We start from the raw sequence: 24,909 nt of genomic DNA on the forward strand, positions 1-24,909 counted from the left end.
GAGATTTTATGCGTCGCGCCTTGCTCTTCGCTTGCGCTCTGTTTGCCCTGCCTTTTGCGCAGGCTTCAGAACTTCAACCTTTCTCCGCCAGCTACACCGCCGACTGGAAGCAGCTGCCCATGAGTGGCACGGCTGAACGCAGCCTGACCCAGGGTGCCAACGGCGTCTGGAAGCTCAGTTTCAAGGCCTCGATGATGATCGCCAGCCTGACTGAAGAAAGCACCCTGACCCTGGACAAGGACACGTTACTGCCCCAGTCCTACCACTTCGAACGCGGTGGTCTGGGTAAAGCCAAGAAAGCCGACCTGGACTTCGACTGGACCAACAAGATGGTCACCGGCACCGATCGCGGTGAGGCGGTCAAGATCCCGCTCAATCGCGGCATGGTCGACAAATCCACCTATCAACTGGCCTTGCAGCATGACGTAGCCGCTGGCAAGAAAAGCATGAGCTATCAGGTCGTCGATGATGGCGAAGTCGATACGTATGACTTCCGCGTGCTGGGCTCGGAAAAAGTCGACACCAAGGCCGGTCAGATCGATGCGATCAAGGTCGAGCGCGTGCGCGACCCGACGCAAAGCAAGCGCATCACCGTCCTGTGGTTCGCCAAGGACTGGGATTACCTGCTTGTTCGCCTGCAACAGGTCGAAACCGACGGCAAGGAGTACAACATCATGCTCCTCGACGGTAAGGTCAACGGCAAGGCTGTCAAAGGCAGCTGATCCCGCTCGACACAAAAATCCGGAATCCGACAAGGATTCCGGATTTTTTATGCCTGCTGAACGTCAAATCCGCGACAGCGCCTGGGCCAGGTCGGCGCGCAGGTCCTCGACGTCCTCGACCCCCACGGACAAACGCACCAGTGCATCGCCGATCCCGAGTTGCGCGCGGGTGTCTGCGGGGATGGTGGCATGCGTCATGATTGCCGGGTGCTCGATCAGACTTTCCACCCCGCCCAGGCTCTCGGCCAGGGCAAATATCTGAACATTCTCGAGGAAGCGTCTGGCGCCGGCCAGGTCGCTGTTCAGGTCGAGGGAAATCATCCCGCCGAATCCACGCATCTGCTGTCGTGCCAATTCGTGCTGCGGGTGCGACGGCAAGCCCGGATAGTAAACGCGTGCCACCTGCGGCTGACGCTCCAGCCATTGCGCAAGCTCCAGCGCGTTACTGCAATGGCGCTCCATGCGCAGCGCCAGGGTCTTCACGCCGCGCAGGGTGAGGAACGCGTCAAACGGCCCGGCGATGGCGCCCACCGCGTTCTGCAAAAAGCCCAGGCGCTCGGCCAGTTCGGCGTTCTGCCCGACCACCGCGATGCCGCCGATCACGTCGGAGTGGCCGTTCAGGTACTTGGTCGTCGAGTGCACCACGATATCGAAACCCAGCTCCAGCGGGCGTTGAATCCACGGGCTGGCGAAGGTGTTGTCGGCGACACAGAGGATGCCGCGCTCGCGGCAGATGCGTGCAATGGCGGCAAGATCAGAAAGGCGCAGCAGAGGATTGCTCGGCGTCTCGACACAGACCATCCGCGTGTCGTCCTGCAACGCCGCTTCGAAGGCGGACAGGTCGGTCAGGTCGACGTAGCTGAAGCGATGCCCGGCACTGCGCTGACGGACTTTGTCGAACAGCCGGAATGTCCCGCCGTACAGGTCGTTGCCGGAGACAATGTGCGCGTTGGCATCGAGTAATTCGAGCACCGTGGAAATCGCCGCCAGCCCGGAGGCGAAGGCGAACGCCCGGGTTCCGCCCTCAAGGTCCGCCACGCAACGCTCCAGCGCAAAGCGCGTCGGGTTGTGCGAGCGCCCATAGTCGAAACCCTTGTGTACGCCGGGGCTCTGCTGCAAATACGTGGAGTTGGCGTAGATCGGCGGCATCAGCGCCCCGGTGGAAGGATCCGGTGTCTGTCCGGCATGGATCACACGGGTGCCGAAGGCGCGGGGCGCGCCGGATTCATCGTGCTGACTCATGTAAGCGATCTCCGTAAGTGATTGAGCAGGTCGACTCGCGTAATCAGGCCATGGAAGCCCGAAGCGTCGGCGATGATCGCCACCAGCCCACGATCGAGCTCCGCCTGCAGTTCGGCCAGACTGGCGTTTGCCGGCAGGGTTTGCAACTTGTCAGTCATGGCGCTGGCCACGGGCATGCGCAAGTGCGAAGCGTCTTCGTGCACGCCCAGCAGAATATCGGACTCGTCGATCACGCCGACCAGCCGCTTTCCGTCCGCCAGCACCGGCAGTTGCGAGACATCGGCCAGGCGCATGCGCTGGAAGGCAGTGAGCAGCGTGTCGTCGGGGCCGACGCTGATCACCCGGCCATCCTCGAACCGCCGCGCGATCAGATCGCGCAGGTCGCCGTAGCGCTTGTATTGCAGCAGGCCCTGATCATTCATCCACTGGTCGTTGTAGACCTTCGACAGGTAGCGGGTGCCGGTGTCGCAGACGAAGCTGACCACTCGTTTCGGCTCGGTCTGCTCGCGACAGTAACGCAGCGCCGCCGCCAGCAAAGTGCCGGTCGAGGAACCGCCGAGAATGCCTTCGGCGCGCAGCAGTTGGCGGGCATGATCGAAGCTTTCCTCGTCGCTGATCGAATAGGCGTGGCGCACACTGGAAAGGTCGGCAATCGACGGAATGAAATCCTCACCGATGCCCTCCACTGCCCATGAACCCGCCTTGCCGAGGATGCCGCTGCGGCTGTACTCGGCCATCACCGAACCGACCGGATCGGCGAGCACCATTTCGAGGTTCGGTTGCACACGTTGAAAGAAGCGCGTCAGCCCGGTCAGCGTGCCAGCCGAACCGACGCCGACGACGATGGCGTCCAGATCGTGCTGGGTCTGTGCCCAGATCTCCGGCGCGGTGCTGCACTCGTGGGCCAGCGGGTTGGCCGGGTTGTTGAACTGGTCGGCGAAGAAGGCATCGGGAATCTCCTGCGCCAGCCGCGCCGCCACGTCCTGATAGTAATCGGGATGGCCCTTGCCGACGTCGGAGCGGGTGATGTGCACCTCGGCGCCCATGGCCTTGAGGTGCAAGACCTTCTCAGTGGACATTTTGTCTGGCACCACCAGCACCACTCGATAACCTTTGGCACGGCCGACCAGGGCCAGGCCAAGGCCAGTGTTGCCGGCGGTGGCTTCGACGATGGTGCCGCCGGGTTGCAGACGGCCATCGCGTTCGGCGGCGTCGATCATTGCCAGACCGATGCGGTCCTTGATCGATCCGCCGGGGTTCTGTGATTCGAGTTTGAGAAACAGCGTACACGGGCCGGTATCGAAGCGGCTGACGCGCACCAGTGGCGTATTGCCGATCAGTTCAAGCACGGCAGGGCGGGAGTCGTTTGGCATGTCGTTACCTCGCTGCGAGAATCCGCACTGGATGGACAGCAACCTGCGGCTTTATTGCGCGCCAGTCACCAGTAATGCCTCGCAAGGAACATAGGCAGGGAATGCGCTATCCGCAACCGTGCGCAGCCAACCGGTAGCGTCGCCGCCTTAACGGTTGCGCGGCAGAATCGACAGAAAATTATCCCGCGCGACTTTTCTCGCAACCTGCTTGGGCAAGGCGTCGAGAAACGGATCGAAGCTGCGCATTTCCTTACCCAGCTTGTTGAAACGTCCCACCACATCAGAGCCGAGCATGAAGCGATCCGGGAAGCGCTCCACCAGTTTCAGCCAGGCTTCTGAAGGCGTGCCCCGCTCATCCAGCAGGTAAGGCGTCAGCATGCTCCAGGACAGGTCGATGTACAGATTGGGGTAGGCTTCGAGCATTCGGGTCAGAGTCGGCAACAGAAAATCCAGTTGGGTTTGATGCCGATGGACCTCGGCGCTGGTGCCTGCGTGGGCCCAAATGAATCGCGTATGCGGATGATTACGCAGCGGCTCCTCGACTTCCGATAGGTACAACGGATTCTTCTCACGCTTGGAGGTGATGTTGGAGTGCAGCATCACCGGCAAATCGTTCTCGGCCGCGAGGTGATAGATCCGTGTCATCGCCTCGTTGTTGGCCCGTGGCGTATCGCCGGAGGTCAGCGCGGTCAGGTCGTCATGGCGGGTAAACACTTCGCCGATCCCCTGCCACAGCCCCGGATTGAGATCGAGCATGCGCTGGATATGCGCTGCGGAGTTTTTGTCGTTGGGGTTGAAGCCGGACAGGAACGGGTGAAAACGCTGGCGCTGCTCGGGCGTCAATTTGTTTACCGCTGCCGCGACGATCACATCCGTCGCGCTGTACCAATAGGCATCGGCATCATCACCGGCGTAATAGCGCGGGCGCTTCGGTTCGTCTTCGTGCCATTTCTTCGCCACCGGGATCCCGGAAATCATCACATGATCAATGGCATTGTCGTCCATGGCCTTGAGCAATGCCGGCATGCCGGCGGTTTCCTGGAAAAAGTCCACGTAATGCAGGTGCGCGTCGCTGTAAGCGTATTCACGTGCAGTGGCGTGAGCACTGGATAGCGCCAACAAACAGGCAAGGCTCAAACGAAACAAGGGCACGGGCATTCTCCGGGGGCAGGAGAAACGTAGACCTCCGCACACTCGAGACGGTTCAGCCGGTAAGAAAGTGGAACGCGCATCATCAGGAATGCTCTATAACTTCGAGGTCCATTTTGATCGAATGACTTTTTAGCCTGGGAGGCTCCCCATGACCGTTACCGTCAATACCGTTTCCGCCGAAGGTTTTCGCCACAGCGTACAGATCGATGACCATGAACTCTTTGCCGATGTACCGACCACGTCCGGCGGCGAAGGCACGGCCCCTGAGCCACACGACTACTTCGACGCTGCCCTGGGTGCCTGCAAGGCCCTGACATTGAAGATGTACGCAAAGAAAAAAGACATCCCGCTGACCGGCGTCACGGTCGAAGTCAAACGTGACAACAGCGAAGAGCAGAAAGGCAAATATGCCCTGCACGTCAAACTGACCCTCAAGGGTGTGCTCACCGACGCCCAGCGCGACGAGTTGCACCGCGTGGCCGACCGCTGCCCGGTCCACAAGCTGATGACCAGCACCGAGGTGAGCATCGAAACCCATCTGTCCGAAGGTGCCTTCAGCCAATAGCGGCAAGGGCTGCACAAGCGGGTTATGCTCCACGCGTCGCCCGCTCAGCCTGGAATGCACCATGAACACGCCACTCGTGATCCGCCCCCGCGCCGAAGATGTGGAGGGCCAACCGATTTTGCGCCCGCTGCCGTCGGCCAAATGCCGCAGCGTCGGGCCTTTCGTATTTTTTGACCACATGCTCGAAACCCGTTATGCAGCGGGAAAAGGCATGAACATCCGTCAGCACCCGCACATTGGCCTGTCCACCCTCACCTATTTGTTTGAAGGAAAAATCCAGCACAAGGACAGCCTCGGCTCCGATCAGGTGGTCGACGCCGGCGATGTCAGCTGGATGACGGCGGGCAGCGCGATTGCTCACGTTGAACGCACGCCTGAAGCCTTGAAGGAAAGCGGCTTCACGATGCACGGCTTGCAGGTTTGGCTCGCCTCTCCCAAGGAACAGGAACAGGGGCCTGGCCACTACAGCCATCATCCGGCGGCGACGTTGCCGGTCAGCGATAACCTTGGCGTGAAGATCCGTATGATTGCCGGGTCAGGCTTTTGCCTGGATTCGCCGGTGCCGGTGCTTTCTCCTACGTTGTATGCGGAGTTGAACCTGCAAACCGCAACCACCTTGCTGATCCCGACCGAGCATGAAGAGCGGGCGCTGTATGTGCTGAGTGGCGAAGCACAGCTTGATGGCGAACTGCTGGAGCCGCATGCGTTGGTGGTGCTGCCTGCCGGAGAGGAAATGACATTGTTCGCCGAGAGCGATTGTCATGCCGTGCTGTTTGGCGGCGCACCGCTGGACGGGCCGCGGCGAATCAACTGGAATTTCGTGGCGAGCGATCCGGCGGCGATCGATGAAGCGCGGCGACGCTGGGCGGCCGGGGACTGGCCGACGGTGCCGGGGGAAGTTGAGCGGATTGAACTGCCTTAAGTTCTTCTGCGTCAGTCATTCCGCCATCGCGGGCAAGCCCGCCCCCACAGTTTGCCGAGTCGTATTCAAAAGTTGCATACGACACAATTCACTGTGGGAGCAGGCTTGCCCGCGATGAGGCCAGCCCTGCCAACGACGGTGCCAAGGCTGAAACAGCTATCAGCCGCTAAACACTTCATCCAGCAGATTGTGCATCAATGTAAACGCCCGCCTTGCCGTCTTCGCGTCATACATCATCTTGCCCGGCACGTTCGCATGCGGGTCAGTAAACGAATGCACCGCGCCACCGTAGCTCAGCAGTTGCCAATCCACGCCCGCCGCATTCATTTCCTCTTCAAACGCCGGCAATTGCTCTTTCGGCACCAACGGGTCGGATGCGCCGTGCAGCACCAGCACCGAGCCCTTAATGGTTTTCGCATCGCTGACGTTCGGCGTATCCAAGGTGCCATGGAACGAAACCGCCGCTTTTACCGGCGCGCCCGTGCGGGCCAGTTCCAGTGCGCAACAACCGCCGAAGCAGAAACCGAAGGTCGCGAGTTTCGAGGTATCAACCGCCGCCTCGCCCTGCCCTTGCAACTGTTCGAACGCCGCTTGCATGCGCTGACGCAGCAACCCGCGGTCGTTCTTCAGCGGCATCATCGCAGCACCCGCCTCGTCGGCGTTCTGCGGACGCACCGCCTGGCCGTACAGGTCGGCGATCAGCACCACATAACCTTTGGCCGCCACCGACTTGGCGATCTCTTCGGCACCGGCACTGACACCCATCCAGTTCGGCGCCATCAACAGACCGGGACGCGGGCTTTTGTGATCGGCATCGAACGCCAGACGGCCTTCATACGCCTGGCCATCAATCTGATAAGCGACGGAACGAACAGTGATTTGGCTCATGACTAACTCCCAGTAAAAGACACCAGAATGAAAAAACCCGCCGAAGCGGGTTTTTGTACAACTTCAGTTAAACCGACAGTTCAACCAACAGCTTGTTGAGGCGGCGCACATACGCGGCCGGGTCTTTCAAGCTGTCGCCGGCCGCCAGGGCCGCCTGATCGAAGAGAATGTGCGACAGGTCGCCGAAGCGCTCGTCGCTCTGCTCGTTGTCGAGTTTCTCGATCAGCGGGTGAGCCGGGTTGAATTCGAAGATCGGCTTTGAATCCGGAACCTTCTGACCGCTGGCCTCGAGGATCTGACGCATCTGCATGCCCAGGTCCTGCTCGCCGATGGCCAGAATCGCCGGGGAATCGGTCAGACGGTGGGAAACCCGTACTTCAGCGACGGAATCGCCCAGCGCAGTTTTCAGACGCTCAACCAGGCCCTCTTTGGACTTGGCGACTTCTTCCGCCGCTTTCTTGTCTTCTTCCGAATCCAGGTTGCCCAGGTCCAGGTCACCGCGCGCCACGTCGACGAAGCTCTTGCCGTCGAAGTCGCTGAGGTAGCTCATCAGCCACTCGTCGATGCGGTCGGTCAGCAGCAGCACTTCGATGCCTTTCTTGCGGAAGACTTCCAGGTGCGGACTGTTTTTGACTTGCGCGTAGGTTTCGCCGGTCAGGTAGTAGATCTTGTCCTGACCTTCCTTGGCGCGAGCCAGGTAGTCGGCCAGACCCACCACTTGCTCGCCTTCATCACCGTTGGTCGATGCGAAACGCAGCAGCCCAGCGATTTTCTCTTTGTTGGCGAAGTCTTCTGCCGGGCCTTCTTTCATGACCTGACCGAAGTTCTTCCAGAAGCCTTTGTACTGCTCAGGCTCGTTTTTCGCCAGTTTTTCCAGCATGTCCAGAACGCGCTTGGTCAGCGCCGACTTCATGGAATCGATAATCGGGTCTTTCTGCAGGATTTCCCGCGACACGTTCAGCGACAAGTCGTTGGAATCGACCACACCTTTGATGAAGCGCAGGTACAGCGGCAGGAACGACTCGGCCTGATCCATGACAAATACGCGCTGTACGTAAAGCTTCAGGCCCTTCGGCGCTTCACGCTGGTACAGATCGAACGGAGCACGGGTCGGCACGTACAGCAGCGAGCTGTATTCGAGCTTGCCTTCGACCTTGTTGTGGCTCCAGCTCAGCGGATTTTCGAAGTCATGAGCAATGTGTTTGTAGAACTCCTGGTATTCCTCGTCCTTGATCTCGGTGCGAGGACGGGTCCACAGGGCGCTGGCGCGGTTGACGGTTTCCCATTCAACGGCCGGTTGCTCTTCGCCTTCAGCGGCTGCCACTTCTTTCGGCAACTCGATCGGCAAAGCGATGTGGTCGGAATACTTCTTGATGATGTTGCGCAGACGCCAGCCATCGGCGAATTCGTCTTCACCGGATTTCAGGTGCAGGACGATACGGGTGCCGCGCTCGGCTTTCTCAACGGTGGCAACTTCGAAGTCACCTTCGCCTTTGGACGACCAATGCACGCCTTCGGAAGCAGCAGCACCGGCACGACGGCTGAATACGTCAACTTTGTCGGCGACGATGAAGGCCGAGTAGAAACCGACACCAAACTGACCGATCAGGTGCGAGTCTTTTTTCTGATCGCCAGACAGATGCTTCATGAAGTCGGCAGTGCCGGATTTGGCGATGGTACCCAGGTGGGTAATCGCGTCTTCACGGCTCATGCCGATGCCGTTGTCTTCGAGGGTGACGGTCTTGGCGTCCTTGTCGAAGCTCACACGGATTTTCAGTTCGGCGCCACCTTCCAGCAGTTCAGGCTTGGACAGGGCTTCGAAACGTAATTTGTCGACAGCGTCAGAGGCGTTCGAGATCAATTCGCGAAGGAAAATTTCCTTGTTGGAATACAGCGAATGGATCATGAGGTGCAGCAGTTGCTTCACCTCGGTCTGGAAGCCCAGGGTTTCCTTTTGAGTTTCCACACTCATGGTCATCAAACTCCAATCAGATGGCAGTGGCCGCGACCTAAAGGGTCGGCGGCGGGTTGTCATCAGAGTTTGGGGCTGAGTTCAGGATTTCAAGGGCTCTTCAATTTTGAAATGACCGCGGGCCGTGGCAATCGGCTCGGCTTCGGTGGTCTGCCAGGCGGTAATCGCCACGTTTGCCACGCGTCGGCCCTGGCGGCAAACCTGACATTTGGCCCACGTATCGCGAAATTGCCCGGCTCGCAGGTAGTCGAGGGAGAAGTCGATGATCTTCGGCACACCGGGCGAACCGGTGAAAATCAGCAAGTGCAGCGCTGCGGACAGCTCCATGAACCCGGCGATCACTCCACCATGTATCGCCGGCAGTAAAGGGTTACCAATGTTGTCCTTGTTGGCCGGCAGGCGGAACAGCAACTCATCTCCGACACGGGAACACTCGATGCCGATCAGTTTGGCGTAAGGCAGCAGGTGCAGCAGCGAGGCGTAGTCTCCCTGCTCATGGGCCTGCTGAAGTTGTTCTTTGAAGGTGTCAGTCATTTCACACCTCCGGCGATCGCACCACCAAAACCCTTGGCGCCTTTGACTGCTTTTCCCATGCGCATGAATGTGCCGACGACATGGGCGATGGGCTGTTCTGGATCGTCCTGGTAGGCAAAGCCTCGGGCGAAGATCACGTCGGTGGTCACCCGGTAGCATTGGGCGAAACCGTAGACATCCTTGTGAGGCTCGGCGGCGTGCATGTAGTCAATGCGCAAATCGAGGGTCGGGCAGACTTCAAATTCGGGCAGGACGCAGAGGGTCGACATGCCGCATGCGGTATCCATCAGCGAGGTCAAAGCCCCGCCATGGATCACTCCGGTCTGCGGGTTGCCGACGATTTGAGGGCTGTACGGCAGGATGACCGTCAGCCCTTCGCTGCTGGCGCTGTGAACGCGCAAACCCAGTACCTGGCAATGCCTGAGCGCCGATAGAAATCGCGTCGCGCGCTCAAAAACGGGGTTTTCGGTCATGTGAGAAATACTCTTCTTAGTATTCGGAGAATGTGTTCGACGTATTCGTAAAAGTTCCCGTGGGAATAATCTTATATATCTGAACGAATTGAGGAACTTAACCCTAGGGGCTGTGCTCGAAAGGCCAGTAGATATTTTCCATAAGGAGATACACCCCATGCGTAAGACTTTAGCTATTGCCTTGATGTTGACCGCTTCCCTCGGTCTCGCTGCTTGCGATAAAAAATCCGAGGACAAAGCTCAAGATGCTAACCAACATGCTGAGCAAGCTCAGCAAGACATGAACAAAGCTCAGGATAAAGTGAACGACGCTGCGAAAGAAAACGCCGAAGCTGCCAAAGCTCAGGCTGAATCGAACGAAGCCGCCGCAAAAGAAGCACCTAAAAACTAAAACAGTTTTTAGCGTGATAAAGAAAACCCGCCAAGTGCGGGTTTTCTTTTGTCTGTCATTCGGCCCGTTAGAGCAAAATAGTTCTAAAAGTCGGACTAATCATCAGCAGCAACGAACACACTAGTCCGATGATCCATACCAGGCTGCGCTGCCAGGCAAGATCAGCCCAATAACACAGTAGATAAATGATTCGGGTAATCACAAAGATGATTGCCAGTGTATCGATCAGCCATCCCGCCGTTTGCGTGGTGTGCGCCATCAACACTCCCACCGCAAATAATATGAAGGCCTCGAAACAGTTTTGATGCGCTGCCACCGCACGGGCACCGAAGCCTGTGAGTTGCGCTTGTTGCTGACGCGGCAGGTGATTGTTGTAACCGCCCTGCTCTTTCATGGCCTTGCCCACGGGCATGCGGGCCACGTAGATCAGCAAGGCGCTGATAAACACGCACCAGAACGGAATACTCATCAAGCGGCCTCTTTATTGGCTTCGGGCAATGGCGCCTCTGTAGGGGTATAGACCATCACATCGAGAACGTCGGAATGAAACTCCCGGCGATACAGCACCAGCACCACGCCGGCACTCATCAACATGAACAGCCATGGGCTGACGAACCAGGCCAGCATGGTCATGCCGAAGTAGTAAGAGCGCAGGCCAAAGTTGAACTGGTTGGCCGCCATGGAAATCACCCGGGCGGCTCGGGCGGCGAAGGCTTTTCGCTCTTGTTCGGACACGTGGCGCTCACCAATCATTGGCGCCGATCCGATCAAAATGGCGGCAAAGTTGTACTGGCGCATGCACCAGCTGAAGGTGAAGAACGCATAGACAAACACCAGCGCCAGACACAGTAACTTGATCTCGGACATACCCTGCGAGGCCTGTTGCACCATTGGAATATCCGCCAGCAGCGACACGGCCCGCTCGGACGCGCCGAGCACCGTAAGAATACCGGCCAGGATAATCAGTGTGCTGGAAGCGAAGAACGAGGCGTTGCGCTCCAGGTTGCCAATCACGCTGGCGTCGGCGATGCGGTTATCGCGCAGCAGCATGCGGCGCATCCAGTCTTCACGGTACAAGTGCAGCACACTGGCCAGGCACGCGGTGTCGCGGCCCTTCCACGAGGCATAGCGGGTGTAGCCGCCCCAACAGATGACAAACCAGACGGCGGCGAGGATGTGGATGATGTTGGCGTGGATGAACGACATGCAGGTCCTTGTGATGTGAGATCGGTACACCGAAACCCTGTGGGAGCGAGCAGGCTCGCTCCCACAGGGTAATTGCAGTGCTTCGACGTTAGCTGACAAAAAAAGACACCGCCTCTCGTGCATAAAAAATGCCCCGTATCGATTGATACGGGGCATTTCTGTTTTCTGCTTGATTGGCCCGCTTGTGGCGGACCATGAAGCAGGTTAAGCCAGTGCTTCTTCGCGCTTGCCCAGCAGACGGTCGCACACCACCGCAACCACCAAGGTCATCACCGACGGCACCAGCCAGGCCAGGCCCTGCTCGCTCAGCGGCAAGTGGGACAGCTGTGTTGGCATCCAGTCCGCCAGACCTGCGCCCTTGAGCGCATCGATCATGCCGAAAATGAACGAGACCAACATCACCGGGCCGACGATGCGGCCCTGTTCATGCCAGAAGTCTTTGCAGAAGCTCAGCGCTACCAGGGCGATGCACGGCGGGTAGATCGCAGTCAGCACCGGGATCGAGAACGCAATCAGCTTGGTGAGGCCCAGGTTGGACACAAACAGGGAGAACACGGCCAGGATGATGACCAGCGTCTTGTAGGACAGTGGCAGCACACGGCTGAAGTATTCAGCGCAAGCGCAGGTCAGGCCGACTGCTGTCACCAGACAGGCCAGAGAGATCAGCACCGCCAGGAAACCGCTGCCCAACGAACCGAAGGTGTGTTGAACATAGGCGTGCAACACCGCCGCGCCGTTGGCTGCACCGGCTGCCACTTCATGGCTGCCCGAACCAAGACGGAACAGGCTGACGTACACCAGCGCCAGGCCCACGCCGGCAATCAGCCCGGCAATGATCGCGTAGCGGGTGATCAGCGCTGGTGACTCGACGCCACGGGAGCGGATCGCGTTGACGATGACGATGCCGAACACCAGCGCGCCAAGGGTATCCATGGTCAGGTAACCGTTGATGAACCCTTGGGAGAACGGCGCCGCGACATACTCAGGCGTCGCCACGCCGATGTCACCGGCCGGCAGCGCGAATGCGGCGATGCCGAGTGCGGCCAGGGCGATGATCTTCAGGGGGGCGAGGAAACGTCCTACGGTATCCAGCAAACGGCCCGGATAGAGCGAAATGAAGAACACCAGCAGGAAGTACACCGAGCTGTAGAGGAACAGCGCCAGCGGGCTTTCACCGGTCAGCGGCGCCAGACCCACTTCGAACGATACGGTCGCGGTGCGCGGCGTGGCGAACAGCGGGCCGACCGCGAGGTAGCACGCAGCGGCCAGCAGGCCACCGGCGATTTTGCCGATCGGGCTGCTCAAGGCATCCATCGCACCACCGACCTTGGCCAACGCAACCACGGTGATCACCGGCAAACCGACTGCGGTGATCAAGAAGCCTAGCGCTGCCATCCAGACATTAGGCCCGGACTGCAAACCGACGATAGGCGGGAAGATGATGTTGCCGGCCCCGACGAACAGGGCAAACGTCATAAAACCAAGTGCCAGGATGTCCTGACCTTTCAAAACTTTCATTAAGGAAATACCACACTACTGAATCGGAATTTAGAGAGGGATTTCCCTGATGGGTGAGGGAAATGCTGTCGGTCCGTATAGGACTGACCCGTTTAGCGCGACGCTTCCTTGTGGGACGCAAACGCAAAAATGGCCGCTAGCCTAACGAATTTGCCCGACAAACGCACTGTTAAGGGGCGATCTATCCGATACGCGACATTTCCGTGTCGCGTTTACATATCAAAATGTTCACAACTAAACCCTGTGGCGAGGGAGCTTGCTCCCTCACCACAGAAGCCTGCGAATTTCTCAAACCCCGGAAACGACAAAGGCCACCCGAAGGTGGCCTTTGTTTGGTGAAGCGTCAGCTAAGCGCGAGGCTTACTTGATCGCCCAACCGGTCAGCTCGGACAAAGCCTTGCCGATGTCTGCCAGCGAACGCACGGTTTTAACACCTGCGTCTTCCAGGGCAGCAAACTTCTCGTCTGCAGTGCCCTTGCCGCCAGAGATGATTGCGCCAGCATGGCCCATGCGCTTGCCCGCAGGGGCAGTCACACCAGCGATGTAGGAAACAACCGGCTTGGTCACGTGTGCCTTAATGTAGGCAGCCGCTTCTTCTTCAGCCGAACCGCCGATCTCGCCGATCATGACGATCGCTTCGGTCTTCGGGTCTTCCTGGAACAGCTTCAGGATGTCGATGAAGTTCGAACCCGGGATCGGGTCACCGCCGATGCCGACGCAAGTCGACTGACCGAAACCGGCGTCAGTGGTCTGCTTCACAGCTTCGTAGGTCAGGGTGCCGGAACGGGAAACGATACCGACCTTGCCTGGCAAGTGAATGTGACCTGGCATGATGCCGATCTTGCATTCGCCTGGAGTGATCACGCCTGGGCAGTTAGGGCCGATCAGGACTACGCCCAGCTCGTCGCACTTAACTTTAGCGTCCAGCATGTCCAGGGTAGGAATGCCTTCGGTGATGCAAACGATGAGCTTGATGCCGCCGAAAGCAGCTTCCAGGATCGAATCTTTGCAGAAAGGAGCCGGAACGTAGATCACGCTGGCGGTAGCGCCAGTGGCAGCTACAGCGTCTTTCACGGTGTTGAACACTGGCAGACCCAGGTGCTCTGTGCCGCCTTTGCCCGGAGTTACGCCGCCAACCATCTTGGTGCCGTATTCGATGGCTTGCTGGGTGTGGAAACTACCTTGCGAACCGGTAATACCCTGGCAGATAACTTTGGTGTCTTTATTGATCAGGACGCTCATTATTTGCCCTCCGCAGCTTTAACGACTTGTTGAGCAGCGTCGGTCAGGCTGGTAGCAGCGATGATGTTCAAACCGCTTTCTGCCAGTACTTTAGCGCCCAGCTCAGCGTTGTTGCCTTCAAGGCGAACAACAACCGGGATTTTCACGCCGACTTCTTTCACAGCGCCGATGATGCCTTCGGCAATCATGTCACAACGAACGATGCCGCCGAAGATGTTGACCAATACTGCAGCGACGTTAGTGTCGGACAGGATGATCTTGAACGCTTCGGTAACGCGTTCTTTGGTAGCACCGCCGCCCACGTCGAGGAAGTTGGCTGGTTTGCCGCCATGCAGGTTGACGATGTCCATGGTACCCATGGCCAGGCCAGCACCGTTGACCATGCAACCGATGTTGCCTTCCAGTGCTACGTAGTTCAGTTCGAACTTGGCAGCGTGCGCTTCGCGCGGATCGTCTTGCGACGGATCGTGGAAAGTCTTCAGCTTAGGCTGACGATACATGGCGTTAGCGTCGATGTTGATCTTGGCATCGAGGCAATGCAGATCGCCGTCAGCCTTGATCACCAGCGGGTTCACTTCCAGCAGAGCCAGGTCGTGATCCTTGAACAGCTTGGCCAGACCTACGAAGATCTTGGCGAACTGAGCAACTTGCTTGCCTTCCAGACCCAGCTGGAATGCCAGCTCGCGACCCTGGAATGGCTGAGCGCCAACCAGTGGATCGATAGTGGCCTTGAGGATTTTCTCAGGGGTGTCGTGAGCGATTTTCTCGATGTCCACGCCACCTTCGGTGGAAGCCATGAACACGATGCGACGGCTCGAACGGTCAACGACAGCGCCCAGGTACAGCTCTTTAGCGATATCAGTGCACGATTCAACCAGGATCTTGGTGACTGGCTGGCCATTGGCGTCAGTCTGGTAAGTCACCAGACGCTTGCCCAGCCACTGCTGTGCGAAGGCCTTGGCGTCTTCTTTGCTGCGAACCAGCTTTACGCCGCCCGCTTTACCGCGACCACCAGCGTGGACCTGGGCTTTGACAACCCATTCGGTCCCGCCGATTTTGTCGCACGCTTCTGCTGCTGCTTCCGGGGTGTCTACGGCGAAACCCTGGGATACTGGCAGGCCGTATTCAGCGAACAGCTGCTTACCCTGATACTCGTGAAGATTCATGCTTATTACCGTCTTCGTTAGGTACTGCGCATTCGGTGCTGCACTTGTTCAAGTGCCGCACCACCTGTGACTGCTGCTTGCGTAGGTGTTCCGGATAACCGGTGAGACTACGCAAGGCTGCGTCCGGCGGACATTCCGCGGTGAGTCTTGCACGCAAGGCTCACGACGGGCCTTCCGCCGTGGTTTCTTATTGTCTTGTCTTAACGCTTCTTGCGGTTGGCAATGTGGATGGCGCCGCCATTCACAGCCAGAGCTGCTTCGTGCAAGGCTTCAGACAGGGTCGGATGGGAGAAAACCATCATGCCCAGGTCTTCAGCGCTGGTGCCGAATTCCATGCCGATCGCGCCCTGCTGAACCAGTTCTGCAGCGCTCGGGCCAATCACGTGGACGCCCAATACGCGGTCAGTCTTGGCATCAGCAATGACTTTCACGAAACCGCCGGTATCGTTGGCTGCCATGGCACGGCCACTGGCTGCGAACGGGAAGGTGCCAACGTTAACTTCAACGCCTTCAGCCTTCAATACCTGCTCGGTCTTGCCGACCCACGCGATTTCCGGGTGAGTATAAATAACAGACGGGATCAGGTCATAGTTGATTTGGGCTTTGTGGCCCTTGATGCGCTCAACGACCATGATGCCTTCTTCGGACGCCTTGTGCGCCAGCATCATGCCGCGAACCACGTCACCGATCGCGTAAACGCCCGGTACGCTGGTGGCGCACTGGTCGTCAACGAATACGAAACCGCGCTCGTCGATGTTCACACCGCTGTCGGCAGCCAACAGTTCGGTGGTCACTGGACGGCGACCAACGGCAACGATCAGCTTGTCGAAGGTGATGTTCTGTTCGCCGTTGGCATCGGTGTAGTTCACGACAACTTCGTTGCCGTTCACTTTGGAACCGGTGACACGAGCGCCCAGCTTGATGTCCAGACCTTGTTTGGTCAGGGTCTTGAAGGCTTCTTTGGAAACGGCGTCGTCAGCGGCTGGCAGGAACTTCTCCAGCGCTTCCAGGACAACCACTTGCGAACCCAGACGCGACCAGACCGAACCCAGTTCCAGACCGATGACGCCAGCGCCGATCACACCCAGACGCTTGGGTACGGATTGGAATTCCAGTGCGCCGGTCGAATCGACGATCACGTTCTGGTCAACCGGAGCCGGTGGAATGTCGATCGGACGCGAGCCCGAAGCCAGAATCACGTTCTCGGCTTCGATGATTTCAACGGTACCGTCCGGCTTGGTCAGCTCGACTTTCTTGCCGGCCAGCAGTTTGCCGTGGCCTTGCAGGGAAGTGACGCCGTTCGCCTTGAACAGGGTGGCTACGCCAGAGGTCAGGCCTTTGACGATGTTGGCTTTACGGCCAACCATTGCCGCCACGTCCATGGTCACGCCAGCGTGATTGATGCCGTGGATGGCGAAGCCTTCTTTGGCTTCCTTGTATTTCCAGGAGCTGTCCAGCAGCGCCTTGGATGGAATGCAACCGACGTTCAGGCAAGTACCGCCGAGGGCCAGTTTGCCTTCCTTATCGGTGTATTTCTCGATGCAGGCAGTGGAGAGGCCCAGTTGCGCTGCTTTAATGGCAGCCACGTAACCGCCAGGGCCCGCGCCAATCACTACCACGTCGAATTTCTGAGTCATGTGTCATTCCTTCTCGAATCAAACCGGACAACCCCTTGTGGGGACTGTCGTGGGACGAAGCTGGTCATTACAGGAGGGCCGCCCATCACTGGACGGCCCGTGCAACGAAATCAGATATCCAGCAGCAAACGAGCCGGGTCTTCCAGCAGGTTCTTGATGGTAACCAGGAAGGTCACAGCTTCTTTGCCATCGATCAGACGGTGATCGTAGGACAGAGCCAGGTACATCATCGGACGGATCACGACCTGACCGTTGATCGCCATAGGACGCTGCAGAATGTTGTGCATGCCCAGGATGGCCGCTTGCGGCGGGTTGACGATCGGAGTCGACATCATCGAACCGAAGGTACCACCGTTGGTGATGGTGAACGTACCGCCGGTCATTTCGTCCATCGACAGTTTGCCGTCGCGAGCCTTCTTGCCGAAGGTGGCGATGCCGCCTTCGATTTCAGCCAGGCTCATCAGTTCGGCGTTACGCAGAACCGGTACAACCAGGCCGCGGTCGCTGGAAACAGCCACACCGACGTCGGCATAACCGTGGTAAACGATGTCGGCACCGTCGATCGACGCGTTGACGGCCGGGAAGCGTTTCAGCGCTTCGGTAGCAGCCTTGACGAAGAACGACATGAAGCCCAGGCGCACGCCGTTGTGGGACTTCTCGAACAGGTCCTTGTACTTCGAACGCAGGGCCATGACTTCAGTCATGTCGACTTCGTTGAACGTGGTCAGCATCGCCATGTTCGACTGGGCTTCTACCAGGCGCTTGGCCACGGTAGCGCGAACGCGGGTCATCGGAACGCGCTTCTCGATGCGGTCGCCAGCAGCGAACACAGGAGCAGCGGCCGCCGGAGCAGCAGCCTTGGCAGGCGCGGCAGCCGGAGCGGCTTTCTTGGCAGCAACGGCTTCAACCACGTCTTCCTTGGTCACACGACCGCCTTTGCCGGTGCCGGCAACGGAAGCGATGTTGATACCGTTTTCTTCAGCCAGCTTGCGAGCAGCCGGTGCAGCAACAGGATCGTCTTCGCCTTCAGCGGCTGGGGCAGCAGCTTGTGCAGCAGCCGGAGCAGCGGCTGCAGCTGGAGCGGCAGCAGCGCCGCCCGCTTCGATGGAGCCCAGCACTTCGTCGGACAGAACGGTGTCGCCTTCGTTCTTGACGATAGCGCCCAGCACGCCGTCAGCGGTAGCCAACACTTCCAGCACAACCTTGTCGGTTTCGATGTCGACGATCAGGTCGTCACGCTTTACAGCGTCGCCCGGTTTTTTGTGCCAGGTGGCAACGGTGCCATCGGCAACCGATTCCGGGAAAGTGGGGGCTTTGATTTCGATAGCCATTATCTGTGGGTCCTTAAATTCGGTTTCAGGTGCGCGAAGGCGTTAAACAGTAAAGGCGTCTTGCAGCAGTTTTTCCTGCTGCTCAGCGTGCATCGATGCATAACCACAAGCCGGTGCAGCAGAAGCATCACGGCCGGCGTACTCGAGAACGAGCGCCTTGTTGTGATTGCCTACGATGCGGCGCATGTGGTGTTGGCTGCAGTACCAGGCACCCTGGTTCATCGGCTCTTCCTGACACCAAACGATATGTTTGAGGTTGGTGTACGGAGCCAGGACTTCGTTCAAGTCGTCCTCAGGGAATGGGTACAGCTGCTCGATACGCACGATGGCGATGTCATCACGACCTTCGGCACGGCGTTTTTCCAGCAGGTCGTAGTAGACCTTGCCGCTACACAGAACAATGCGCTCGACCTTTTTCGGGTCTTGGGCATCGATTTCCGGGATCACGGTCTGGAACGAACCTTCGGCCAGATCTTCCAGGGTCGATATGGCGAGCTTGTGACGCAACAGCGACTTCGGAGTCAGAACGATCAATGGCTTGCGCAGCGGGCGAATCACCTGACGACGCAGCAAGTGGTAGATCTGGGCCGGCGTGGTCGGTACGGCAACCTGAATGTTGTGCTCGGCGCACAGCTGCAGGTAACGCTCCAGACGAGCCGACGAGTGCTCCGGCCCCTGACCTTCATAACCGTGCGGCAACAGCATGGTCAGACCGCAGAGACGGCCCCACTTGTGCTCGCCACTGGTGATGAACTGGTCGATGACCACTTGGGCACCGTTGGCGAAGTCGCCGAACTGGGCTTCCCAGATCACCAGCGCCTCAGGCGTGGTGGTCGAGTAACCGTATTCGAACGCCAGCACGGCTTCTTCGGACAGGAACGAATCGTACAGGTCGAAACGTGGCTGGCCCTTGTACAGGTTTTGCAGCGGGATGTAGGTCCCCGCGTCTTTCTGGTTGTGCAAGACAGCGTGACGGTGCGAGAACGTACCGCGACCGATGTCCTGACCCGTCATGCGAATCGGGTGACCTTCGAACGCCAGGGTCGCATACGCCATGGTTTCGGCGTAACCCCAGTTGATCGGCAGGCCGCCGGCTTGCATCTTCTGACGGTCTTCGTAGATTTTCGAGACCTGGCGCTGAACCACGAAGCCTTCCGGGATTTCCAGCAGCTTGGCGGACAGTTCCTGCAAGGTTTTCAGATCGAAGCGTGTGTCGTGACGCGCAGTCCAGGCGTGGCCCAGATACGGACGCCAGTCCACGAACAACTCTTTGTTCGGCTCTTTGACCAGGCTTTTTACAACATGCAGGCCGTTGTCCAGCGCGTTGCGGTATTCGTCGACTTTCGCCTGAACACGCTCTGCGTCGAGTACACCGCCCTGGGTCAGACGATCGGCATACAGCTCACGGGTGGTGCGCTGCTTGGTGATCTGCTGATACATGATCGGCTGGGTGCCGCTTGGCTCGTCGGCCTCGTTGTGGCCGCGACGACGGTAGCAGACCAGATCGATCACCACGTCACGCTTGAACTGCATGCGGTAGTCGATGGCCAGCTGGGTCACGAACAACACGGCTTCCGGATCATCGCCATTCACATGGAGGATCGGCGCCTGGATCATTTTCGCAACGTCGGTCGCGTACTCGGTGGAACGCGAGTCCAGCGGGTTGCTGATGGTGAAACCAACCTGGTTGTTGATCACGATGTGCACGGTGCCGCCGGTCTTGAAACCGCGGGTCTGCGACATCTGGAAGGTTTCCATCACCACGCCCTGACCGGCGAATGCCGCGTCACCGTGGATGGAGATCGGCAAAACCTTCTCGCCGGTAGGGTCGTTACGACGATCCTGACGGGCGCGAACCGAACCCTCGACCACTGGAGATACGATTTCCAGGTGGGACGGGTTGAAGGCCATCGCGAGGTGAACTTCACCGCCGGTGGTCATGACGTTGGACGAGAAGCCCTGGTGATACTTAACGTCACCGGAACCCAGCTCGACCTTCTTCTTGCCTTCAAACTCGTCGAACAGCTCGCGCGGGTTCTTGCCGAAGGTGTTGACCAGCACGTTCAGACGACCACGGTGGGCCATGCCGATAACGATTTCCTTGGTGCCGTAGGAACCGGAACGCTGGATCAACTCGTCGAGCATCGGAATCAGGCTCTCGCCGCCTTCCAGGCCGAAACGCTTGGTACCCGGGTATTTGGTCCCCAGGTATTTTTCCAGGCCTTCGCCGGCGGTGACGCGCTCGAGCAGGTGGCTCTTGATGTCGGCGGAGTAAGTCGGACGACCACGCACGCTTTCCAGACGCTGCTGGAACCACTGGCGCTGCTCGGAATCGGTGATATGCGTAAATTCAGCGCCGATGGTGCGGCAATATGTCTGCTGCAACGCTTCGTGAATTTCGCGTAGGCTCGCCTCCTCTTTGCCGATGAACAGGTCGCCGGCACGGAAGGTCGTATCAAGATCGGCATTGGTCAAGCCGTAATGATTGATCGACAGGTCTGCAGGTGCAGGACGCTGCCACAGCCCCAGCGGGTCAAGCTGGGCTGCCTGGTGGCCACGCATACGGTAGGCCTGGATCAATCGCAGCACTTCAACTTGCTTCTTCTCGTGCTCACTGCTCACGCTGCCGGCGGAAACCGGTTGGGCGCGGCGCTGGTTCTTTGCCAGCAGGACGAAATGATCGCGAATTGTGGAGTGCGAAACATCGGTGGCAGTGTTGCCGTCAGCAGGCAACTTCTGAAAGTAGGTGCGCCACTCTTCTGGCACAGCGTTAGGGTCGTGCAGGTAGAGCTCGTAGAGCTCTTCCACATAGGCAGCGTTACTACCGGATAGGTAGGCGCTGTTCCACATGCGCTGCATCACGCTTTCTTGCATGCTTGGTCACCCTCGGTTAGGGGAACACCACCGGCGTCGACACCGAGCACGCTTGCAGAAGTCCGAATGCAGCGACCAAAACAAGCCACTTAGGATCACGCTGATAGTCCGGGTACCAGCCCGGATGCCCCTGCTTGTCTCATTTCTTCAAAATAAGAGCCGCAGCTTTATAAGCTGCTGCTCAGGTTAAGACTACGGCGCCGGTTGAAGCCTGCGCCGTAGCATCTACGGGTACAACGGTCCTGCGATTACAGCCTGTATCACACGCCGCTTTGCAGCAGCATGTTACGCACGTGACCGATGGCCTTAGTCGGGTTCAGGCCTTTCGGACAGACGTTGACGCAGTTCATGATCCCGCGGCAGCGGAATACGCTGAACGGGTCATCCAGCGAAGCCAGACGCTCGGCAGTCTTGGTGTCGCGGCTGTCTGCCAGGAAGCGGTACGCTTGCAGCAGAGCAGCTGGACCCAGGAACTTGTCCGGGTTCCACCAGAAGGACGGGCAAGAGGTCGAGCAGCAAGCGCACAGGATGCACTCGTACAGACCGTCGAGCTTTTCACGCTCTTCAGGGGACTGCAGACGCTCGATGGCCGGAGCCGGCGTGTCGTTCTGCAGGTATGGCTTAACCTTTTCGTATTGCTTGTAGAAGATGCTCATATCGACGACCAGGTCACGGATAACCGGCAAACCTGGCAGCGGACGAACGATCAGCTTGTTACCTTTTACGACAGCGGACAGCGGCGTGACGCACGCCAGACCGTTTTTGCCGTTGATGTTCATGCCGTCGGAACCGCAAACACCTTCACGGCAAGAGCGACGATAGGAGAAACCTTCGTCCTGCTCTTTGATCAGGGCCAGCACGTCCAGCACCATCAGGTCTTTACCACCGGTGTCGACCTGGAATTCCTGCATGAACGGCGCAGCGTCCTGATCAGGGTTGTAGCGATAAACACTGACTTGCAACATGGCGGCCACCCTTAATAAGTCCGAATCTTAGGTTCAAAAGTCGGAACAGTTTTCGGCGAGAAGTTCACGGCACGCTTGGTCACGCGCTTGTCACCCGGGAAGTACAGGGTGTGGCACAGCCAGTTTTCGTCGTCGCGATCTTCGTAGTCTTCACGGGCGTGAGCGCCGCGGGACTCTTTGCGGATCTCTGCAGCGATGGCGGTGGCTTCGGCCACTTCCAGCAGGTTTTGCAGTTCCAGGGCTTCGATTCGAGCGGTGTTGAACGCCTGGCTCTTGTCGTTGATCTTGACGTTGGCGATACGGCCACGCAGATCAGCCAGCTGGGCAATACCCTTCTGCATGTATTCACCGGTACGGAATACACCGAAGTAGTTCTGCATGCAGCTTTGCAGTTCTTTACGCAGGGTGGCGACGTCTTCGCCTTCGGTACGCGAGTTCAGGCCATCGAGACGAGCCAGGGCTGCGTCGATGTCGGACTGGCGAGGACGGGCGTAATCAACGCCTTCTTTCAGGGTCTGCTCCAGGAACAGACCGGCCGCACGGCCGAACACCACCAGGTCGAGCAGCGAGTTGCCGCCCAAACGGTTGGCACCGTGAACCGATACGCAAGCCACTTCGCCTACTGCGAATAGACCAGGAATGATCTGGTCAACGCCATCGGCGTCCTGGGTGATTGCCTGACCGTGAATGTTGGTCGGCACGCCGCCCATCATATAGTGGCAGGTTGGAACGACCGGAATCGGCGACACGGCTGGATCGACGTGGGCGAAGGTCTTGGACAGTTCCATGATGCCTGGCAGACGGCTGTGCAGAACTTCTTCACCGAGGTGATCGAGTTTCAGCATTACGTGGTCGCCATCCGGACCGCAACCGTTGCCGGCGATGATTTCTTTAACCATCGAGCGAGCAACAACGTCACGACCCGCCAGGTCTTTGGCGTTCGGAGCATAACGCTCCATGAAACGCTCGCCGTGCTTGTTGATCAGGTAACCGCCTTCACCGCGGCAACCTTCAGTCACCAGTACACCGGCGCCGGCGATGCCGGTCGGGTGGAACTGCCACATTTCAATGTCTTGTACCGGCACGCCAGCACGCAGAGCCATGCCGACGCCGTCACCGGTGTTGATCAGGGCATTGGTGGTGGACGAGTAGATACGACCTGCACCGCCGGTCGCCAATACGGTGGCGTTAGCGCGGACGTAGGAAGTTTCGCCGGTTTCGATGCAGATGACGATCATGCCGACAAAGGCACCATCTTCGTTCTTCACCAGGTCGACACCGTAGTATTCGTTGAGGAACACGGTGCCGGCCTTGAGGTTGGCCTGGTACAAAGTGTGCAGCAGTGCGTGACCGGTACGGTCGGCAGCGGCGCATGTACGCGCAGCCTGTCCACCTTTACCGAAGTCTTTCGACTGACCGCCGAACGGACGCTGATAAATGCGGCCCTGTTCGGTACGGGAGAACGGCAAACCCATGTGCTCGAGTTCGAAAACGGCTTCCGGGCCTACGGAACACATGTATTCGATAGCGTCCTGGTCACCGATGTAGTCGGAACCCTTGACGGTATCGTACATGTGCCAGCGCCAGTCATCGTTCGGATCTGCCGAGGCGATGGCGCAGGTGATGCCACCCTGGGCGGATACAGTGTGCGAACGAGTCGGGAAAACCTTGGTAACTACGGCAGTCTTGTGACCACCTTGTGCCAGCTGCAGCGCAGCGCGCATGCCGGCACCGCCGCCACCAATGATGATGGCGTCGAACGAAAGCGTATTAACTGTAGTAGACATGAATCAGATACCCCAAAGAATCTGCACACCCCAGACGAAGTAGGCGAACATCGCGACGCCGCATACTGCCTGGAAGAGGAAACGTATTGCAGTCGCGGACTTGCCGAACGCCATTGGCGTCAGGTAGTCGGTCGCGATGGTCCACATGCCGACCCAGGCGTGAGCGCCGAGGGCAACGAGGGCCAGGAGACTGAAAATACGCATCCAGTTGCTTGCGAACAGTTCATGCCATTGGGCGTAGCCGATGCCTGGGTTGGCGACGACGTATCCGATCAGGAAAATGAAATAAGCCGCGAGAACGACCGCAGACACACGTTGTGCCATCCAGTCATAGAGGCCCGAACGGGACAGGTTCGTGACGTTAGTTACCATATCCAAACTCCTGCCAGAACGATTACCACCACGGAAACGGCGATAACGATTTTCGAGCCCAGTTTGCCGCCTTCAAGCGACTCGCCGATGCCCATGTCCATGATCAAATGGCGCACACCGGCAACCAGGTGATACAGCAAGGCGGACAGGATGCCCCAAATCACTAGCTTGGCTAGCGGACTGGTCAGACACGCTTTCACCTGGCCGAAGCCTTCTTCCGAGTCGAGCGACTTGTCCAATGCATAAAGCATGATGGCCAGGCTGACAAAGAGGATGATTCCGGAGATTCGGTGAAGAATGGACGTGTAAGCAGTGACTGGGAGTTTGATGGTCCTTAGGTCTAGGTTTACAGGTCGTTGGCTATTCACGGCTTTTTTTCACACTGAAGAGCCCCTAACAATCAGGGCAAAGTTGTTGGGGAGTGCACTGGTCAGGTACCCACCACCCAGGGAGTGCGACCCCCAGTAAAGCAGGCCCAAAAGCCCCTGGCGGTCGGAGGCCGAGTATAGACAGTTAGGCTACTAATGACAACGCGTTCACCTTCCCCTAATAGCTCATTGCACAAGTTGGATAAAAG

Annotated in this window: 23 protein-coding genes; 4 read left to right on the forward strand and 19 right to left on the reverse strand. The window is 58.5% G+C overall.

Going from position 1 to position 24,909, the window contains the following annotated elements:
* Positions 1 to 8: 8 nt before the first annotated feature.
* The gene (locus tag K0F88_RS15570; RefSeq protein WP_219095615.1) at positions 9 to 722 is read left to right on the forward strand and encodes a DUF3108 domain-containing protein; all 714 of its coding nucleotides are present in this window, start codon (positions 9 to 11) and stop codon (positions 720 to 722) included.
* 63 nt (positions 723 to 785) lie between these two features.
* Here the strand turns inward: K0F88_RS15570 and K0F88_RS15575 are convergent, their stop codons facing one another.
* From K0F88_RS15575 to K0F88_RS15585, 3 genes are all read right to left on the reverse strand, one after another.
* On the reverse strand, positions 786 to 1,964 hold the full coding sequence (locus tag K0F88_RS15575) for a PLP-dependent aspartate aminotransferase family protein (RefSeq protein WP_219095616.1): 1,179 nt from the start codon (positions 1,962 to 1,964) through the stop codon (positions 786 to 788).
* Positions 1,961 to 3,337 carry a pyridoxal-phosphate dependent enzyme gene (locus K0F88_RS15580; protein WP_219095617.1) on the reverse strand — a complete coding sequence of 459 codons (1,377 nt, stop codon included), beginning with the start codon at positions 3,335 to 3,337 and terminating at the stop codon, positions 1,961 to 1,963. The genes K0F88_RS15575 and K0F88_RS15580 overlap by 4 nt, the downstream gene beginning before the upstream one ends.
* Positions 3,338 to 3,484: 147 nt before the next feature.
* Complete coding sequence (locus K0F88_RS15585; RefSeq protein ID WP_219095618.1) at positions 3,485 to 4,495, reverse strand: amidohydrolase family protein; 1,011 nt, start codon at positions 4,493 to 4,495, stop codon at positions 3,485 to 3,487.
* Positions 4,496 to 4,637: 142 nt separating this feature from the next.
* On the opposite strand from K0F88_RS15585, the gene K0F88_RS15590 reads away from it, so the two are divergent.
* Both K0F88_RS15590 and K0F88_RS15595 read left to right on the forward strand, forming a co-directional pair.
* Positions 4,638 to 5,054, forward strand: coding sequence for an OsmC family protein (locus K0F88_RS15590; RefSeq protein ID WP_219095619.1), 417 nt, complete (start codon positions 4,638 to 4,640; stop codon positions 5,052 to 5,054).
* 61 nt (positions 5,055 to 5,115) lie between these two features.
* Positions 5,116 to 5,976: a pirin family protein gene (locus K0F88_RS15595; RefSeq protein WP_219095620.1), complete on the forward strand. Its 861-nt coding sequence runs from the start codon at positions 5,116 to 5,118 to the stop codon at positions 5,974 to 5,976.
* A gap of 159 nt (positions 5,977 to 6,135) precedes the next feature.
* Here the strand turns inward: K0F88_RS15595 and K0F88_RS15600 are convergent, their stop codons facing one another.
* The 4 genes from K0F88_RS15600 to K0F88_RS15615 all read right to left on the reverse strand — a co-directional run bounded on the left by K0F88_RS15600 (position 6,136) and on the right by K0F88_RS15615 (position 9,843).
* On the reverse strand, positions 6,136 to 6,864 hold the full coding sequence (locus tag K0F88_RS15600) for a dienelactone hydrolase family protein (protein ID WP_219095621.1): 729 nt from the start codon (positions 6,862 to 6,864) through the stop codon (positions 6,136 to 6,138).
* Between the two features lie 67 nt (positions 6,865 to 6,931).
* Entirely contained in the window at positions 6,932 to 8,836 is a 1,905-nt protein-coding gene (gene htpG, locus K0F88_RS15605) for a molecular chaperone HtpG (protein ID WP_219095622.1), read from the reverse strand.
* 81 nt (positions 8,837 to 8,917) lie between these two features.
* Entirely contained in the window at positions 8,918 to 9,370 is a 453-nt protein-coding gene (locus K0F88_RS15610; RefSeq protein WP_109628641.1) for a PaaI family thioesterase, read from the reverse strand.
* Positions 9,367 to 9,843: a PaaI family thioesterase gene (locus tag K0F88_RS15615; RefSeq protein WP_219095623.1), complete on the reverse strand. Its 477-nt coding sequence runs from the start codon at positions 9,841 to 9,843 to the stop codon at positions 9,367 to 9,369. The genes K0F88_RS15610 and K0F88_RS15615 overlap by 4 nt, the downstream gene beginning before the upstream one ends.
* 157 nt (positions 9,844 to 10,000) lie before the next feature.
* On the opposite strand from K0F88_RS15615, the gene K0F88_RS15620 reads away from it, so the two are divergent.
* The gene (locus K0F88_RS15620; protein WP_064679026.1) at positions 10,001 to 10,234 is read left to right on the forward strand and encodes a hypothetical protein; all 234 of its coding nucleotides are present in this window, start codon (positions 10,001 to 10,003) and stop codon (positions 10,232 to 10,234) included.
* Between the two features lie 67 nt (positions 10,235 to 10,301).
* On the opposite strand, the gene K0F88_RS15625 is transcribed toward K0F88_RS15620, so the two are convergent.
* From K0F88_RS15625 to sdhC, 12 genes are all read right to left on the reverse strand, one after another.
* Positions 10,302 to 10,703 carry an MAPEG family protein gene (locus tag K0F88_RS15625; protein ID WP_094471307.1) on the reverse strand — a complete coding sequence of 134 codons (402 nt, stop codon included), beginning with the start codon at positions 10,701 to 10,703 and terminating at the stop codon, positions 10,302 to 10,304.
* Positions 10,703 to 11,440: a DUF599 domain-containing protein gene (locus tag K0F88_RS15630; RefSeq protein ID WP_219095624.1), complete on the reverse strand. Its 738-nt coding sequence runs from the start codon at positions 11,438 to 11,440 to the stop codon at positions 10,703 to 10,705. Before K0F88_RS15630 ends, K0F88_RS15625 begins: the two co-directional genes overlap by 1 nt.
* Positions 11,441 to 11,644: 204 nt before the next feature.
* Positions 11,645 to 12,958 (reverse strand): branched-chain amino acid transport system II carrier protein, encoded by a 1,314-nt coding sequence (gene brnQ / locus K0F88_RS15635; protein WP_219095625.1) that lies wholly within the window; start codon positions 12,956 to 12,958, stop codon positions 11,645 to 11,647.
* Between the two features lie 360 nt (positions 12,959 to 13,318).
* Positions 13,319 to 14,200: a succinate--CoA ligase subunit alpha gene (sucD, locus tag K0F88_RS15640; protein ID WP_008148605.1), complete on the reverse strand. Its 882-nt coding sequence runs from the start codon at positions 14,198 to 14,200 to the stop codon at positions 13,319 to 13,321.
* Positions 14,200 to 15,366 (reverse strand): ADP-forming succinate--CoA ligase subunit beta, encoded by a 1,167-nt coding sequence (sucC, locus tag K0F88_RS15645; RefSeq protein WP_008148602.1) that lies wholly within the window; start codon positions 15,364 to 15,366, stop codon positions 14,200 to 14,202. The genes sucD and sucC overlap by 1 nt, the downstream gene beginning before the upstream one ends.
* Positions 15,367 to 15,566: 200 nt before the next feature.
* A complete protein-coding gene (lpdA, locus tag K0F88_RS15650; protein ID WP_219095626.1) occupies positions 15,567 to 17,003 on the reverse strand; it encodes a dihydrolipoyl dehydrogenase in 1,437 nt (478 codons plus the stop codon).
* Positions 17,004 to 17,113: 110 nt separating this feature from the next.
* Positions 17,114 to 18,334 (reverse strand): 2-oxoglutarate dehydrogenase complex dihydrolipoyllysine-residue succinyltransferase, encoded by a 1,221-nt coding sequence (odhB, locus tag K0F88_RS15655; RefSeq protein WP_219095627.1) that lies wholly within the window; start codon positions 18,332 to 18,334, stop codon positions 17,114 to 17,116.
* 42 nt (positions 18,335 to 18,376) lie between these two features.
* Complete coding sequence (locus K0F88_RS15660; RefSeq protein ID WP_219095628.1) at positions 18,377 to 21,208, reverse strand: 2-oxoglutarate dehydrogenase E1 component; 2,832 nt, start codon at positions 21,206 to 21,208, stop codon at positions 18,377 to 18,379.
* 260 nt (positions 21,209 to 21,468) lie between these two features.
* Entirely contained in the window at positions 21,469 to 22,173 is a 705-nt protein-coding gene (locus K0F88_RS15665; RefSeq protein ID WP_219095629.1) for a succinate dehydrogenase iron-sulfur subunit, read from the reverse strand.
* 11 nt (positions 22,174 to 22,184) lie between these two features.
* A complete protein-coding gene (sdhA, locus tag K0F88_RS15670) occupies positions 22,185 to 23,960 on the reverse strand; it encodes a succinate dehydrogenase flavoprotein subunit (protein ID WP_219095630.1) in 1,776 nt (591 codons plus the stop codon).
* 3 nt (positions 23,961 to 23,963) lie between these two features.
* Positions 23,964 to 24,332 carry a succinate dehydrogenase, hydrophobic membrane anchor protein gene (gene sdhD / locus K0F88_RS15675; RefSeq protein ID WP_007945134.1) on the reverse strand — a complete coding sequence of 123 codons (369 nt, stop codon included), beginning with the start codon at positions 24,330 to 24,332 and terminating at the stop codon, positions 23,964 to 23,966.
* Positions 24,326 to 24,700: a succinate dehydrogenase, cytochrome b556 subunit gene (sdhC, locus tag K0F88_RS15680; RefSeq protein WP_010456855.1), complete on the reverse strand. Its 375-nt coding sequence runs from the start codon at positions 24,698 to 24,700 to the stop codon at positions 24,326 to 24,328. The genes sdhD and sdhC overlap by 7 nt, the downstream gene beginning before the upstream one ends.
* Between the last annotated feature and the right edge of the window lie 209 nt (positions 24,701 to 24,909).

The sequence above is a fragment of the Pseudomonas sp. UMAB-40 genome (genome assembly GCF_900095275.1).
In the GTDB taxonomy this organism is placed as follows: Bacteria; Pseudomonadota; Gammaproteobacteria; order Pseudomonadales; family Pseudomonadaceae; genus Aquipseudomonas; species Aquipseudomonas mandelii_B.